Genomic DNA, 15,141 nt, shown 5'->3' on the forward strand with positions numbered 1-15,141 from the left:
CGAACCTGGTGTCGCGCACCGAGTGCCTGGCGCTGGTCGGCGCGGGCGTCGACGACTGGGGAGGGGTGTCGCCGCTGACACCGGACCACGTCAACCCCGAACGGCCGTGGCCGGCTCTGGAGGAGGTGGCCGCGGTTACCGCCGAAGCGGGTTACGACCTGGTGCAGCGGCTCACCGCGCAACCGCAGTACGTGCAGGCCGGCGCGGCGTGGATCGACCCGCGCGTGCGCGGGCACGTCGACGCGCTGGCAGATCCCGACACCGGCTACGCGCTGGACGTCAACCCGACGGGCCGGCCCTGGCAGGAACCCGACGAGGCGTCGGAGTCGTTGGGGCGGACCGATCTGCACGCCGCGATCGACGAAGCGGGCCGGCTCACCGAGACCCGCAGCGACCTCGACAGCGCATTCGGGGACTGGGAGTCGATCCGCGAGAAGGTCTCCGAGTTGGCGGCCAGGGCGCCCGAGCGCATCGACACCGATGTGCTCGCTGCGCTGCGCTCGGCGGAGCGGGACCCGGCCGCGCTGTCGGACGACGAGTATCTGGCGTTGGCCTGCGCCGAGGGTCCGGCCCTGGATGCCGTTGCCGCGCTTGCTGATTCGCTACGCCGCGATGCCGTCGGCGACGACGTCACGTTCGTCGTCAACCGCAACATCAACTTCACCAACATCTGCTACACGGGGTGCCGGTTCTGCGCGTTCGCGCAGCGCAAAGGTGACGCCGACGCGTACTCGCTGTCGGTCGACGAGGTCGGCGACCGCGCGTGGGAAGCGCACGTCGCCGGCGCGACCGAGGTGTGCATGCAGGGCGGCATCGACCCCGAGCTGCCGGTCACCGGCTACGCCGATCTGGTGCGGGCCGTCAAGGCGCGGGTGCCGTCGATGCATGTGCACGCGTTCTCGCCGATGGAGATCGCCAACGGCGTCACCCGCAGCGGGCTGTCGATCCGGGAGTGGTTGATCTCGTTGCGGGAGGCGGGGTTGGGGAGCATTCCCGGGACGGCCGCTGAAATCCTCGACGACGAGGTGCGGTGGGTGCTGACCAAGGGCAAGCTGCCGACGTCGATGTGGATCGAGGTCGTGACGACCGCGCACGAGGTCGGCCTGCGGTCCAGCTCGACGATGATGTACGGCCACGTCGACGCGCCCCGGCACTGGGTCGGCCATCTGCGGGTGTTGCGCGAGATCCAGGACAGCACTGGGGGATTCACCGAATTCGTGCCGCTGCCGTTCGTGCACCAGAGTTCGCCGCTGTACCTCGCCGGCGGTGCGCGGCCCGGCCCGACGCACCGCGACAACCGGGCGGTGCATGCGCTCGCGCGGATCATGTTGCACGGCAGGATTTCCAACATCCAGACCAGCTGGGTGAAGCTGGGCGTCGAGCGCACGCAGGTGATGCTCAACGGGGGCGCCAACGACCTCGGCGGCACGCTGATGGAGGAGACGATCTCGCGGATGGCCGGCTCGGAGTTCGGCTCGTATAAGACGGTCGAGGAACTCGTCGCGATCGCCGAGGGCATCGGCCGCCCTGCGCGCCAGCGCTCGACGACGTACGCCCCGCTGGCGGCATAACCTCAGGTCTTCAGCGGCAGCGGCGGGGGCGTCTCGTCGGGCACCACCAGCGCGATGGCCGACTCCAGCAGCCAGAACACCACCGTGGACACCAGGATCACGGCGGCGGGCACCAGCACGATCGGCGCGACGAGCAGCACGAGAAGCGTCGCGCCGGGCAGGTCTTTCCACCATCCCGCACCGCCCTTGCCTTGCAGCATGGCGGAGAGCCGCACCGTCGCCCAGATGATCCAGCGCCGCAGCAGGCTGACACCGTCGCGTTGCATCTGCAACCGGAAGCGGTGGTCGGCCACGCGGTGGTCGCAACCGGTGCGGTCGGGGAAGCGCCACAGGTAGTCGTGCAGTACGGCCGCGCGCGCATAGCGGCCCGCGCGAGGGATGAACCACGAGACGACGCCGGGCACCGACACGAGATCGGTCGGAAAATCGGTGGGCACCTCGAACTGCTCGTTCGGTCCGTCGAATTCCAAGGGTTGCGTGGTTCGCCACTCGTCCCAGGCGCTCTCCTTGAAGAACCTCTTCTTGGCGCGTACGGCGTCGAGCTCTTCGGCGGTCAGTTGGCGGACATGCAGGACGGCCGCCTTGTCGATCGGCGGTGCACAACGCTTCATCACGCAGGTATAGCAAGGTCGGCTGGTCTCGAGCGTGCGCAAACTGCTGCTCGGCGGCGGCGTGTCGGGAGCGGACACGCACGGTCGCGCCACGGAGAAACGGGGAGGGAGGTGGTAGGCAGTTGTATCTGCAACGTCTAGTATCAGTAACCGCGTGAAGTTAGGGCACACTGACACGACCGCCGGGGAACCGACCACGGATACTAGCGGCCGAGCTGAAATGCCCTACCCCGTACGGCAGCCCACCGGACAGGAGATCGAGGACCCTTGAGGAGAACACGGTGACGTACGTCATTTCCGAGCCTTGCGTCGACGTCAAAGACAAGGCGTGTATCGAGGAATGCCCCGTCGACTGCATCTACGAGGGCGCCCGGATGCTCTACATCCACCCCGACGAGTGCGTGGACTGCGGCGCCTGCGAGCCGGTGTGCCCGGTGGAGGCCATCTACTACGAGGACGACGTACCCGACCAGTGGTCGCAGTACACGCAGTACAACGCCGACTTCTTCGCCGAACTCGGCTCGCCGGGCGGCGCGTCGAAGGTCGGGCAGACGGACAACGATCCTGAGCCGGTCAAGAGCCTGCCGCCGCAAGGTGAGGACTGATAACGGCTCGCGCAGAGCCTCGAGCGCGCCGTAGCGCGTCGCTGCCGGTCTTCCCCTGGGACACCCTGGCCGACGTGACCGCGCTCGCCCGCGCGCACCCCGACGGCATCGTCGACCTGTCGGTCGGCACACCCGTGGATGACGTGGCGCCGGTGATCCGCGAGGCGCTCGCCGCGGCCGCTTCCGCCCCCGGCTATCCGACGACCGCGGGGACCCCGGCACTGCGCGCGGCGGCGACCAACGCGCTGGCGCGGCGTTACGGCGTCTCAGGCGTGTCCGACGACGCGGTGCTTCCGGTGATCGGCACCAAGGAGCTCATCGCCTGGTTGCCGACGCTGCTGGGACTGGGCCCCGACGATCCGGTCGTCGTGCCCGAACTGGCGTACCCGACGTACGAAGTGGGCGCGCGGCTCGCCGGCGCGCCGATCCTGCGGGCCGACTCGCTGACCCAGCTCGGCCCGCAGACACCCGCTCTGGTGTACCTGAACTCGCCGAGCAACCCGACCGGCAAGGTGCTCGGCGCCGACCACCTGCGCAAGGTCGTCGGCTGGGCACGCGAGCGCGGTGTCCTGATCGCTTCCGACGAGTGCTATCTGGGACTGGGCTGGGACGCCCAACCGTTGTCTGTGCTGCACCCGTCGATCTGCGAGGGAGACCACACGGGACTGCTCGCCGTGCACTCGCTGTCGAAGACCTCCTCGCTGGCCGGCTACCGGGCCGGTTTCGTCGCCGGTGACCCGGCCGTCGTCTCGGAACTGCTGGCCGTTCGCAAGCACGCCGGCATGATGGTGCCGACACCGATCCAGTCCGCCATGGTGGCCGCGCTCGACGATGACGAGCACGAACGCGAGCAGCGCGACCGCTATGCGCGCCGTCGCGACATCCTGCTGCCCGCCCTGCGTTCGGCCGGTCTGCGCGTCGACGACTCAGAGGCTGGGCTGTACCTGTGGGCGACGCGCGACGAGCCGTGCCGAGACACCGTCGGCTGGCTGGCGCAGCGCGGCATCCTCGTTGCGCCCGGTGAGTTCTACGGCCCCCGCGGCACCAAACACGTGCGGGTGGCGCTCACCGCCACCGACGAACGGATTGCGGCTGCCGCACAACGGCTTACGAGCTGATCCGCCGGCGAGCGGCGCCCGTCACCGCTCGGAGAGCAGGAGCAGCGCCCACGCGGCGATCGACTGGGCATCGGTGATGACGCCGTCACACATCATCTGTTCGACCTCCGCGCGCCCGAACCATTCGCTGTGCATGTCCTGTTCCTCGTGCTCGCGGTCGTGTTCGCCTTCGGTGACGCCGGTCGCCAGGAACACCCAGCCGCGCTGGCTGCTCATCCCGGGGGCCACGTCGAGCTGGCCCAGGGGCAGCAGGCGCGACGCGCGCAGGCCGGTCTCCTCGCGCAGTTCCCGGGCCGCGAGCTCGGCCGGGTCCAGGTGCCGGCCCCCGGGCGCGGTGCCCTGCGGGAACTCCCAGCGGCGCAGGCCCAGCGGATAGCGGAACTGCTCGACCAACCGGAATCGGTCGCCGTCGCGCGCGATGACCAGCGCATAGTCCGGCTTGTCGACAACCGAGTAGATCCCGGTGCTGCCGTCCGGTCGGCGAATGTCATCCTCGCGCAGCATCATCCAGCTGTTCCGGTACACCTCGCGCGACGCCAGTCGCTCAATGTGAGTCACGGCCTCAGTATCGCCGAGCCGGTGTGGGTAACCTCGCTGGTTATGCTGCTGGCTTCGTTGAACCCCGCCGCGGTCGCCGGCGGCGCCGACATCGCGGACGCCGTCCAGATCGACGGGGCCGTGCTGTCGCGCAGCGACCTGGTAGGCGCCGCGACGTCGGTGGCGGAGCGTGTCGCAGGTGCACACCGGGTGGCCGTGCTGGCCACTCCGACCGTCGCGACCGTGCTTGCGGTGACCGGCTGCCTGATCGCCGGGGTGCCGGTCGTGCCGGTGCCCGCCGACGTCGGCGCCGGCGAACGCAGGCACATCCTGACCGACTCGGGCGCGCAGGCGTGGCTCGGGGACAAGCCGTCCGACACGGGTGGACTGCAGCATGTGCCGGTGCGGTTGCACGCCCGGTCCTGGCACCGTTACGCCGAACCGCCGGCGGAGTCGCCCGCGCTGATCATCTACACCTCCGGTACGACCGGCCCGCCCAAGGGCGTGGTGGTGAGCCGCCGTGCGATCGCCGCCGACATCGATGCGCTCGCCCAAGCCTGGCAGTGGACGGCCGAGGACACTCTGGTGCACGGCCTGCCGCTGTACCACGTGCACGGGCTCGTGTTGGGGTTGCTCGGGTCGCTGCGCATCGGAAACCGGTTCGTGCACACGGGAAAACCGACGGCCGAGGCGTATGCGGCAGCCGGCGGCTCGTTGTACTTCGGCGTCCCGACGGTGTGGTCGCGCATCGCTGACGATCGCGCGTCGGCGGCGGCGCTGCGCTCGGCGCGGTTGCTGGTGTCCGGTAGCGCGCCGCTGCCGATACCGGTGTTCGACAGGCTGGCCGACCTGACCGGGCACCGGCCGATCGAACGCTACGGGTCGACCGAGTCGCTGATCACGATCAGCACCCGCGTCGACGGTGAGCGCAGACCCGGCTGGGTGGGCCTGCCGCTGACCGGTACCGAGACGCGGTTGGTCGACGAAGAAGGTGCCGCAGTGCCGCACGACGGCGAAACCATTGGACGGCTTCATGTTCGGGGGGCAACCCTGTTCGACGGCTACCTCAACCGTCCTGACGCGACCGCTGAGGTGCTCGACGCCGACGGGTGGTACCACACCGGCGATGTCGCGGTGGTGGACGGTACCGGTATGCACCGCATCGTCGGCCGCGAGTCCGTCGACCTGATCAAGACCGGTGGCTTCCGGGTCGGTGCGGGCGAGATCGAGGCGGCCCTGCTCGGACATCCCGGCGTGCGGGAAGCCGCGGTCGTGGGAATGCCCGACGACGACCTGGGGCAGCGCATCGTCGCGTTCGTCGTCGGTGATGCATCTGCTGATGCGCTCATCGGCCATGTCGCGCAGGAGCTTTCGGCTCACAAGCGTCCGCGCGAGGTGCGTGTGGTGGACGCGCTGCCGCGCAATGCCATGGGCAAGGTGCTCAAGAAGGAGTTGGCACGAGGTTGACCCGCACCTGGTTTGCGCGAGCGTGCGTGTTGGCACACGACACGCCGCGCAAATACAGCACTTTGGCCACGCTGGCGGCGGCTTGGGTGTGCGCGATTGCAGCGTGCGGCGCGCCGCCGGCACCGTCGGCGCCTGCGCGGACGGCGGCTGCAGAACCGTTGAACATCGGCCCGGCCGCGGCCGACACCGTCGGCGGATGGTTGCCTGACGGCACGACGCTGAGCCCGTCCGAGGTGGATGATCCGATCGTCGGCTGGCTGGACCCGGCGCTGCTGGAGGCGGTGCAAGAGGCGTCGCGGGCGGCCGCCGCAGCGGGCATCGAGATGCGCATCACGTCCGGGTGGCGATCGAAGGGCTTTCAGCAGCGGCTGTTCGACGACGGAGTACAGAAGTACGGGAGTGTCGACGCGGCAAGGGAATTCGTGGCCTCACCGGAGACGTCGAAGCACGTGAGCGGACAGGCCGTGGACATTGCGCCCGTCGAGGCCGACAAATGGTTGATCGCCGAGGGGTTGAAGTTCGGCCTTTGTCAGGTGTACGCCAACGAGATCTGGCACTTCGAGCTTGCGGCCGTCGATGGGCGTTGTCCGCCGCTGAAGCCGAACGCGGCGACGGGTTGAGCCCGCTCGCCACGCCGCGAACGTGTGCTAGTTGGCGTGGAGGTCCTCGTTGAGCGTGATGCCCGAGCCGTCGCGTTTGACCACCTCGACGGCGCCGGACAGCGAATTGCGCCGGAACAGCAGGTTGTCGGCGCCCGACAGTTCGCGCGCCTTGACCGTCTGACCGTCGGCCGTCTGCACCTTGGTGCCCGCCGTGACGTAGAGACCGGCCTCGACGACACAGTCGTCGCCGAGCGAGATGCCAAGCCCCGCATTGGCTCCCAGCAGGCAGCGCTTGCCTACCGAGATGACCTGTGTGCCACCGCCCGACAGCGTGCCCATGATCGACGCGCCGCCACCGACATCGGACCCGTCGTCGACCACCACGCCGGCCGAGATCCGGCCCTCGACCATCGAGTTGCCCAGCGTACCCGCGTTGAAGTTGACGAAGCCCTCGTGCATGACGGTGGTGCCCGCCGCGAGGTGCGCCCCGAGCCGCACCCGGTCGGCGTCGGCCACCCGAACGCCGGTCGGCAGGACGTAGTCGACCATCCGCGGGAACTTGTCGACGCCGTAGACGGTCACCGGACCGCGCTTGCGCAGCCGTGCCCGCACGATCTCGAAACCGTCGACGGCGCACGGGCCGTGGTTGGTCCACACCACGTTGGTCAGCACGCCGAAGAAACCGTCGGCGTTCAGCCCATGCGGGGCCACCAACCGGTGCGACAGCAGATGCAGGCGCAGATAAGCGTCGTACGCGTCGGTGGCCTTGTCGTCGAGCGACGAGATCACCGTCCGGACGGCGACGACGTCCACGTCGCGGTCCTCGTCGCGTCCGGTCAGCACACCGAGGTCCTCGGGCACCTCGGCAACCGACAGCCGGACGGTGCCCGCCGGCCCGTCGTCGCCACCGAGTTCGGGTGCCGGGAACCATGTGTCGAGGACCGATCCGTCGGCGGCGATGGTCGCCAGCCCGATACCTGCAGCAGAAGTCACGCGCCCAAGACTAACGTCAGGGCCGTGGCCCTGGATTTGCACGGTGACCCGATCGCACTGACCGCCGCGCTGGTGGACATCCCCAGCGAGTCGCGCCAGGAGAAGCGCATCGCCGACGAGATCGAGGCGGCGTTGCGCGAGCAGACCTCGCTCGAGGTCGTCCGCAACGGCGACGCCGTGCTCGCCCGCACGAACCTGGGCAAGCCGTCGCGGGTGTTGCTCGCCGGCCACATCGACACCGTCCCCGCCGCCGACAACATGCCCAGCCGGCTGGCCGGCGGTGAACTGCACGGCTGCGGGACATCGGACATGAAGTCCGGTGACGCAGTCTTCCTTCACCTGGCCGCGACGGTGGCCGAACCCGAGCATGACCTCACGCTGGTGATGTACGACTGCGAGGAGATCGAGGCGTCCGCCAACGGCCTGGGCCGCATCGAGCGGGAGCTGCCGGACTGGTTGGCGGCCGACGTGGCGATCCTGGGTGAGCCGTCGGGCGGCTACATCGAGGCCGGCTGCCAGGGCACGCTGCGCGTCGTCGTCCGCGCGACGGGAACACGCGCCCATTCCGCACGAGCCTGGCTGGGCGACAACGCAATTCACAAGCTCGGCGCTGTGCTGGACCGGCTCGCGTCGTATCGGGCCCGCAGTGTGGACATCGACGGCTGCATCTACCGCGAGGGCCTCTCGGCCGTGCGGATCGACGGCGGCATCGCGGGCAACGTCATCCCCGACGCAGCATCGGTGACGGTCAACTTCCGGTTCGCCCCGGACCGCAGCGTCGACGCGGCGCTGCGACATGTGCACGAGGTGCTCGACGGGCTGGAGGTGCAGATCGAGCTGACCGACTCGGCCGCAGGCGCTCTGCCCGGACTGGCCAAACCCGCCGCCGCGGCGCTCGTGGCGGCCGCGGGCGGGCAGGTCCGCGCCAAGTACGGCTGGACCGACGTGTCGCGGTTCGCCGCGCTCGGCATTCCGGCCGTCAACTACGGCCCGGGCGACCCCAACCTGGCGCACCGCGTCGACGAACGCGTCGAGGTCGAGAAGATCACCGCGGTGACGGACATGCTGCGCCGGTATTTAACCGCTTGACCGCGCACCTACCCTGGACTCGTGCGGTGAGACGACGGCTCCGGTGTTCCCAGTCGTCCACGTACGAGAGATCTCTCGCATGCCATCCATCGTCTGTTCCCATCTGTCCTTCACCTGGCCCGATGACGCCGGGCTGTTCGACGGGCTTTCCTTCTCGGTCGGCGACGGCCGCACCGGCCTGGTCGCTCCGAACGGTGCGGGCAAGAGCGCGCTCCTGCGGCTCATCGCCGGCGAACTCACTCCGACCGCGGGCACCGTCACCGTCGACGGCACACTCGGTTACCTGCCGCAGTCAGTTCCGTACGTAGCGCATCGAACCGTCGCCGAACTGCTGGGCGTGGCTGCCGTCATCGAAGCGCTCAACGCACTAGCCGACGGCAGGTTCACCCTCGGGGCGGGCGAGGACGTCTTGACCGTGATCGGCGACGACTGGGACATTGAGGAACGCGCCAGGGCACAGTTGGACCGGCTCGGTCTCGAGCACGTCGCGCTCGACCGTCGGCTCGGCACGCTGTCCGGCGGCGAGGCCGTGACCATCGGGTTGGCCGGACAACTGCTGAACCGGCCCGAGGTGTTGCTGCTCGACGAGCCGACGAACAACCTCGACGCCGACGCGAGAGATCGGCTCTACGACGCGCTCTCCGACTTTTCCGGCTGCCTGCTGGTGGTCAGCCACGATCGACTGCTGCTCGAGCAGATGGACCAGATTGCCGAGCTGCACGACGGTGAAATTCGTTTCTACGGCGGCAATTTCACCAGCTACCTGGAGGCGGTGCGTGAAGAGCAAAGGGTCGCCCAGAACAATGTGCGCGCCGCCGAACAACGGCTCAAACGCGAGAAGCACGACATGCAGCAAGCCCGCGAGCGCTCCGCCCGGCGGGCCCGTGCTGCGGCGCGCAACCTCGCCGACGCCGGGCTGCCGAAAATCGTTGCCGGTGCCAGGCAGCGGCGAGCGCAGGAGTCCGCGGGCCGCATCGACGGGGTCAACGGAGCCCGGGTCAGTGATGCCAGAAGCCGGCTGGAGGACGCCGAGCGCGCGGTGCGCGCCGACGACGCCCTCGTCCTCGACCTGCCTGACACCGTTGTGCCCGCGGGCCGAGATGTCCTCACCGCCAGCGGTTTACGCGGACGCGGCGGCGAGCGACTTCTATTCTCAGACGTCGACCTGTCGGTTCGCGGACCTGAGCGCATCGCGCTGACAGGGCGCAACGGGACGGGCAAATCGACACTGCTGCGCATACTGGCCGGCCAGGCCGAACCCGACGCCGGCACCGTTGAGCGCGGCGACGGACGCGTGGCATACCTGTCTCAACGGCTCGACCTGCTCGACCCGCGCGACACGGTCGCCGAGAGCCTGGCCGGATACGCGCCGAGCCTCCCACACACCCGTCGCATGCATCTGTTGGCGCAATTCCTGTTCCGGGGCGACCGGATCCATCTGCCTGTTGGCGCACTGTCCGGCGGCGAGCGGTTGCGCGCGACGCTGGCATGCGTCCTCTACGCCGAACCCTCCCCGCAACTGCTGTTGCTCGACGAACCCACCAACAACCTCGATCTGGTCAGCGTCAGGCAACTCCAGTCGGCGCTGACCGCTTACCGAGGCGCGTTCATCGTCGTCAGCCACGACGAGCGGTTCCTGGCGGAGATCGGCGTGCAACGCCGGCTCCGGCTATCCCGCGGCCGCCTCGAGGAAGGCCGGACGCCCTGATCGGACGCCGCCCGGGCGCGGAATCGGCGCACTGGCAGCCATCGCGGGCACGGTAAATTCGACACCCGAAGCGTGTCGTCAAGGGGGTCGCGCATGGGCATCCCGCCCGATTCCAGCCCGTACGGTGGCCAGACGGTCACCGGTCCCGGCTGGCCGAACGTCGACGAGGAGGCGCTCGCCGCCGCCGCGGCGTCGTACGAGGCGCTGGCCGCCAAGATCAGCGGAAGCGTGGTACCGCAACAACAGGGCCAGCTGATGCAGCTCTCCGATTCGTGGGAGGGCTTCGGCTCGGTGGCCGCGACAGGCGAAGCGACCACCATCATCGGCGGCCACGAAGCGAACGCCGCGCACGCCACCGCGATCGCGGCCAAGCTGCGGGCGATGGAGGCGACCGTCGTCAAGACGAAGACGCTGGCGAACACGATCGCGCAGGACGTGCAGCACGAGTGTGAAGCGCTCGCGGCGATGCCGTTCGGCAACGCCCAGGAGCTGGTGCAGAGCCGCATCAAGATGGGACTGTCGCAGAACATCGCCAATGTCACGACCAACACCACCGAACTCGCCGGCACGCTCGGTGTGCCGCCGAGCATCCCGCTGCTCGGCGCCCCGCCGGTGCCCGGGGCCAAGGAAGCAAAGGACAGCACTTCCGAAGCCGCGAAGCAGACCGGCGACGGCTCGCAGCAGGCGATGCAGATGATGAGCCAGTTGGGGTCGATGGCCGCGCAGCTGCCCATGCAGATCGGCCAGTCCTTGATGCAGCTGCCCCAGCAGATGGGCCAGCAGTTACAGCAGCTCAGCCAACCGCTGCAGCAGCTGACGTCGATGTTCGGTCTGGGCGGGAAGGCGGACTCCCTCGGCGCTGCCGGCCTGCCGTTCTCGTCGTTCTCGAACCATCCGCTGGCGGGCGGCTCGGGTGCCGGTGGGGGTTCGGGCATGGTGCGCGCGGCCGCTCTGCCCGGCTCCGGCGGCGCGCCCCTGCAGACGCCTCAGATGGCGAGCCTGGTGGGCAGTAAGCCGGTCAGCACCGCACCCGCCGCTGAGGGGGCCGCGGCCGGCGCCGCTGTGGTCGGCGGAGCCGCCCCGATGGCCGCGGGCGCCGGGATGGGCGGAATGGCGCCGATGATGGGTCAGCGCGGCGAGAGCGGCGGAACCGTGGCCGGGCTCGCCGTGCCTGCGCCGCTGGATCACGACCTCGACGACGACGACGATGACGACTGGTGACGAGGAGCAGCAATGACTAGCCCGCTGAAAAAGCCCGAGGGCATCGCCTGGAATGCCGCAGCCGTCGAATTGCCGGAGATACCAACCGTTTCCGCGGGACAGGACGCGATGAGCGCCACCATTGCGGCGGTGTTGCCGACGCTGGCCGCCGAGCTGACCGCCAACGTCGCTGCGCTCTCGGCCAAGGAGCACACGTTCTCCGGCAAAGTGGGCGCCGCGCAGGTCGCGTATCAGAACGCCGACGACGCCGGTTCGCAGTCGGTCGGCCAGATCGTCGGCATGCTCGGCCAGGCCGGCCAGCAAGCCGGTCAGATGGGCCAGATGGCGGGTGCGCCAGCCCAGGCGCTCGGCGGCCAGACGGGGATGTTCGGTTCACTGATGCAGCAGGCCACGCAGGGCGCGCAGGCGGCGGGCGGTCAGGGTGCCGCGGCTACTGCGCCCAGTGCGACCGGTGCGACCGGCGGGTTGGCCGGGCAGGCTCCGCGTGACGACGCTGAGCTGCGCGGCGAGGCCGGCGAACCCGAGCCCGCCGAGCGCGATGATCGGGAAGCACACCAGCCGCTGCACCGCGCCGACGACCGTCCGTGGGACGGCGCATCCGGACCCGAACGTGGCACCGGGGCGGGTCCGTCACCGATCAGCCCGCCGGAGTCTCCCCGCGGCGAGGACATCGCGCGCAGCCTCTGACCCGGCTAAGCGGACTGCGGGCGGGTCTGCGCCGGCTGCGGCCGGTCCACGGCGGCCGGCGGCTCGGGAACCGGCCCACCGTTCGTCGATTCGCCGGGTGCGGCCGCGTCGCTCACCACCTCGTCGCGGGCCGGTTCGGCCTCGCGGTCCGGCTCGCGCCGTTCTTTGTCGGGGCGGTCGGACGGCTCTGCGTCGCGGGCGGGTCCGTCTGACGAATCCCGGGTCGCCGTGCTGTCGGTGGCCGGGCCGGCGACGCCCTGGACCGCCTGCATGACCTGCGTCGGGATCTGTTGTAGGCCCTGTGCGAGTCCGGCCAGCGACGCGGTCAGTCCGCCGACCACCTGGCCCACCTGCTGGCCGACCTGCCCGAGCATCTGGCCGGTCTGGGCGTTCTCCGCGGGGACGGCGGCAGCCGACGCCGGGCTCTGAGCGGCCGGCGCGGGTGTGCTGCCGTTCGGCGTGGCGGCGCCGTCGTCAGGCGCGTGTCCCAGTGCGTCCGCCGCGGCGCGCAGCTTGTCGGCGCCCTGCCGATCGCCCTGCTCGTACATCTGGGCGGCCTTCTGCAGCAGCTCCGAAATCGTCCTGCCCGAGTCGGTGGTGGTCTGCATGGTGTCCTGGCGGGCGCCGAGCGCGCTCGACAGCGCCGAGGTCACCGCCGCAGCGATCGAGCCGTGGGTGCTCTGCACGCCGGTCGCCTCCGGGGTCGCGGCGGTCACGCCTGACAGGTCCGTCGCGACCTGATCGTGAATCTGGGCGAAGGACCGCACTCCGTCGGTCTGCACGTACAACTGGCTCACAGTCAGATCGTAGGGCCGCGGCGAGACCCTTCCCGACACCAAATCAGCGATGCGTATCGCTCTGTGCGACGGTGTCGGCCGCGGCGCCGTGCCAGCCGGCCGCCGCGTAGCTCTGCGCCGCCTCAGCCAGCGCCACCGCATCGCGCGCGACGAGCGCCCGGGCATGCGCCAGCGCCAATCGTCCTGTTGCACAGTCACATTCGGAGCTGATCCGCGCGATCGCGTCGACCGCGCGCAGGTCGCCCAGTCGCACCGCGTCCACCAGGGCGCGCAACGCCACGGCCGTCTGCCCACCCCGCTCGGCACTGCGCACCGCCTCGCGCGCGGCGGCGACCGCACCGTGTTCGTCACGGCGCGCCGACATCGTCCACGCCCGGGCCAGGGCCAGCTCCGGCGCGAACAGCATCGACTTCAGCCCGTGTCGAGACTCCGCGCGCGCCAGGGCTTTTCCGGCCTCGACTCCAGCCCCGAGCTGGCCGAGCGCCTGCGCGAGCAGCATCCAGGCCAACGGGCCCCACGAGTAGCCGGTCGGCGACAACGCAGTGGCAGCGCGGCGCAGCAACCGCACCGCGTCGTCGAGCTGACCCTTGGCGATCAACGCGTCGGCCACCAGCACCTCGCCGATCGCGCGGCCGGGCTGCTGCAACTGCGCGAAGTCGGTGAGCCGCTGGGCGAGCGTTTGCGCCTGGTCCAGCTCGCCTGCCATCACGAACGCGGTCGTCTGGCCGTATCCGCTGGTGAACCGCAACAGTCCTGGGTGGCCGGCGGCCATCGCCCGCTCGGCCAGTGCGTCGACCGCGGCGAAGCGGCCGGTGCGCGCAGAGCTCAGCGCTGCGGCGGCTGCCGCCCAGCCGACCGCGGTGTCGTCGGCATCCGGTGAGTTCAGCACTTCGTCGGCGAGTTCCATTGCCCGCGAAACGTTTCCGGCGTTCATCGCGAACGTCGCGGACAACGCGTCCAGCGTGGTGCGGGCGACGGGGGAGGACACGCGGTTACGCGTCGCGCGCAGGAACGCGGTGGCGCGCTCCGGCTCGGACAGCATCCAGAACTGGTTCGCGGCCCGCGGCAACGCCCATGCCATCAGCTCGGTTTCCGTCAGCGCTGCGGCGTCCACCTCGTCGAGCACCTCGTCGGCGTCGCGGCCGCGTCCCTGCCAGGCCAGCGCGTAGCCCAGCGTCAGCCGCGTCGACAGCTCCGGTACCCGTTGCAACGCCGCGCGGGCGAGCCGTTCGCTGAGCACCAGGTCACCCAAGCGCAACGCCTCCGCGGCCGCCGCCTCGATCTCGGCCGGTTGCTGTGGGCTGTCGCTGCCGAGCGCGAGTACCGCGCGGCGCAACCGGTCCACCGCGCCCTCGCCGGGGCGCACAGCGAGCCGGTCGACGACCGCGCTTCGCAACCGGCGCAGCTCCGGACCGCCCAACGCGTCGCGGACCGCGTCGGCGAACAGCGGGTGGGCCGGGCGCACCCAGCCGTCGTCGACGACGACAGCGCCGGCAGCAGCAGCGGACTCGACGGCGTCGCGCCCGGCCAGTTCCTCGAGCTCACCGACGGCCAGCGGGTCGTCGACGGCGAGGAACTCCAGCACGTGGCGGGCCGTGCCGGGCAGGCTGGTGACGAACTCGTGCACTCGGGCGGCCAGTCTGGTGTCGTCGTGGCCGGGCGGGTGCAGTTCGACGCGCTCGACGAGCCCGTCGTCCCACAACGCCGAAATCCCGTCGGCGGTGGGCCCGTTCGGCGCCACCGTCACGATCAACCGTGCCGTTGCGCTGACCGCGAGCTGGTACACCAGCGCCGCCGACAAAGCGTCCAGGAGATGCGCGTCGTCGATGACGAGCAAGCGTCCGTCGCCGAGAGCGCCCCGCGCGCTGCGCAACACGTCCGCGGTCTTGCCCGTGTCGGGGACCTCGAACAGCCGGCTGACCGCCGCGAAGGGGACGGCCGCCAGCGGAGCGGTCGCGGTGACCCAGTCGACGCGCGGGTACGTCGCCCCGAACCGGTCGACGGCCGCGCGCGCCAGCGTCGTCTTGCCCACGCCGGCCGGCCCGATCAGCACCGCGCCGGAACGCTTCGTCAGCCCGGCTTCGATCGAGTCCAGTGCCGGTCCGGGCGGCGAGGTGACCCACTCAATCGGCACC

14 protein-coding genes are annotated in these 15,141 nt (G+C 70.4%); 9 read left to right on the forward strand and 5 right to left on the reverse strand.

Translation table 11 applies throughout. The annotated features are described in order from the left end of the window. Positions 1 to 1,571, forward strand: a 1,571-nt coding sequence (gene cofH / locus A5663_RS11850; protein ID WP_068148589.1) for a 5-amino-6-(D-ribitylamino)uracil--L-tyrosine 4-hydroxyphenyl transferase CofH, incomplete at its 5' end; no start/stop codon positions are given. A 2-nt stretch (positions 1,572 to 1,573) separates the two neighbouring features. Here cofH and A5663_RS11855 read toward each other — a convergent pair. Next, complete coding sequence (locus tag A5663_RS11855; RefSeq protein ID WP_082974081.1) at positions 1,574 to 2,182, reverse strand: DUF1353 domain-containing protein; 609 nt, start codon at positions 2,180 to 2,182, stop codon at positions 1,574 to 1,576. Between the two features lie 281 nt (positions 2,183 to 2,463). Here A5663_RS11855 and fdxA point away from each other — a divergent pair, with 281 nt between their 5' ends. Further along, positions 2,464 to 2,787 carry a ferredoxin gene (gene fdxA, locus A5663_RS11860; RefSeq protein ID WP_068148592.1) on the forward strand — a complete coding sequence of 108 codons (324 nt, stop codon included), beginning with the start codon at positions 2,464 to 2,466 and terminating at the stop codon, positions 2,785 to 2,787. Further along, positions 2,787 to 3,905 carry a succinyldiaminopimelate transaminase gene (gene dapC, locus A5663_RS11865; RefSeq protein WP_068148594.1) on the forward strand — a complete coding sequence of 373 codons (1,119 nt, stop codon included), beginning with the start codon at positions 2,787 to 2,789 and terminating at the stop codon, positions 3,903 to 3,905. The genes fdxA and dapC overlap by 1 nt, the downstream gene beginning before the upstream one ends. Positions 3,906 to 3,926: 21 nt before the next feature. On the opposite strand, the gene A5663_RS11870 is transcribed toward dapC, so the two are convergent. After that, entirely contained in the window at positions 3,927 to 4,463 is a 537-nt protein-coding gene (locus A5663_RS11870) for an NUDIX hydrolase (protein ID WP_156744452.1), read from the reverse strand. Positions 4,464 to 4,505: 42 nt separating this feature from the next. On the opposite strand from A5663_RS11870, the gene A5663_RS11875 reads away from it, so the two are divergent. Together A5663_RS11875 and A5663_RS11880 are read left to right on the forward strand one after the other, a co-directional pair. Next, positions 4,506 to 5,909 carry an acyl-CoA synthetase gene (locus A5663_RS11875; protein ID WP_068148597.1) on the forward strand — a complete coding sequence of 468 codons (1,404 nt, stop codon included), beginning with the start codon at positions 4,506 to 4,508 and terminating at the stop codon, positions 5,907 to 5,909. 26 nt (positions 5,910 to 5,935) lie between these two features. Further along, entirely contained in the window at positions 5,936 to 6,529 is a 594-nt protein-coding gene (locus A5663_RS11880; RefSeq protein ID WP_369816624.1) for a M15 family metallopeptidase, read from the forward strand. A 27-nt stretch (positions 6,530 to 6,556) separates the two neighbouring features. Here the strand turns inward: A5663_RS11880 and dapD are convergent, their stop codons facing one another. Beyond that, positions 6,557 to 7,540, reverse strand: a complete 984-nt coding sequence (gene dapD / locus A5663_RS11885) for a 2,3,4,5-tetrahydropyridine-2,6-dicarboxylate N-succinyltransferase (protein ID WP_197503375.1) — start codon at positions 7,538 to 7,540, stop codon at positions 6,557 to 6,559. On the opposite strand from dapD, the gene dapE reads away from it, so the two are divergent. The 4 genes from dapE to A5663_RS11905 all read left to right on the forward strand — a co-directional run bounded on the left by dapE (position 7,529) and on the right by A5663_RS11905 (position 12,209). After that, positions 7,529 to 8,593: a succinyl-diaminopimelate desuccinylase gene (gene dapE / locus A5663_RS11890; RefSeq protein WP_068148605.1), complete on the forward strand. Its 1,065-nt coding sequence runs from the start codon at positions 7,529 to 7,531 to the stop codon at positions 8,591 to 8,593. The genes dapD and dapE overlap by 12 nt on opposite strands. A 79-nt stretch (positions 8,594 to 8,672) precedes the next feature. Beyond that, a complete protein-coding gene (locus A5663_RS11895; RefSeq protein ID WP_068148608.1) occupies positions 8,673 to 10,301 on the forward strand; it encodes an ABC-F family ATP-binding cassette domain-containing protein in 1,629 nt (542 codons plus the stop codon). A 93-nt stretch (positions 10,302 to 10,394) separates the two neighbouring features. Next, positions 10,395 to 11,522 carry a hypothetical protein gene (locus A5663_RS11900; protein ID WP_068148611.1) on the forward strand — a complete coding sequence of 376 codons (1,128 nt, stop codon included), beginning with the start codon at positions 10,395 to 10,397 and terminating at the stop codon, positions 11,520 to 11,522. Between the two features lie 12 nt (positions 11,523 to 11,534). Next, entirely contained in the window at positions 11,535 to 12,209 is a 675-nt protein-coding gene (locus A5663_RS11905) for a hypothetical protein (RefSeq protein WP_068148613.1), read from the forward strand. A gap of 5 nt (positions 12,210 to 12,214) precedes the next feature. Here the strand turns inward: A5663_RS11905 and A5663_RS11910 are convergent, their stop codons facing one another. Next, complete coding sequence (locus tag A5663_RS11910; RefSeq protein WP_068148665.1) at positions 12,215 to 13,006, reverse strand: ESX-1 secretion-associated protein; 792 nt, start codon at positions 13,004 to 13,006, stop codon at positions 12,215 to 12,217. Between the two features lie 43 nt (positions 13,007 to 13,049). Continuing rightward, positions 13,050 to 15,140, reverse strand: coding sequence for an ATP-binding protein (locus tag A5663_RS11915; RefSeq protein WP_068148616.1), 2,091 nt, complete (start codon positions 15,138 to 15,140; stop codon positions 13,050 to 13,052). Position 15,141: the final 1 nt, after the last annotated feature.

The sequence above is a fragment of the Mycobacterium sp. E740 genome (genome assembly GCF_001672895.1).
GTDB lineage: Bacteria > Actinomycetota > Actinomycetes > Mycobacteriales > Mycobacteriaceae > Mycobacterium.

Coding starts and splice junctions, on each gene's coding strand:
- A5663_RS11895 (WP_068148608.1), top strand. CDS start 8,673: ATGCCATCCATCGTCTGTTCCCATCTGTCCTTCACCTGGCCCGATGAC.
- A5663_RS11900 (WP_068148611.1), top strand. CDS start 10,395: ATGGGCATCCCGCCCGATTCCAGCCCGTACGGTGGCCAGACGGTCACC.
- A5663_RS11855 (WP_082974081.1), bottom strand. CDS start 2,182: ATGAAGCGTTGTGCACCGCCGATCGACAAGGCGGCCGTCCTGCATGTC.
- A5663_RS11875 (WP_068148597.1), top strand. CDS start 4,506: ATGCTGCTGGCTTCGTTGAACCCCGCCGCGGTCGCCGGCGGCGCCGAC.
- A5663_RS11905 (WP_068148613.1), top strand. CDS start 11,535: ATGACTAGCCCGCTGAAAAAGCCCGAGGGCATCGCCTGGAATGCCGCA.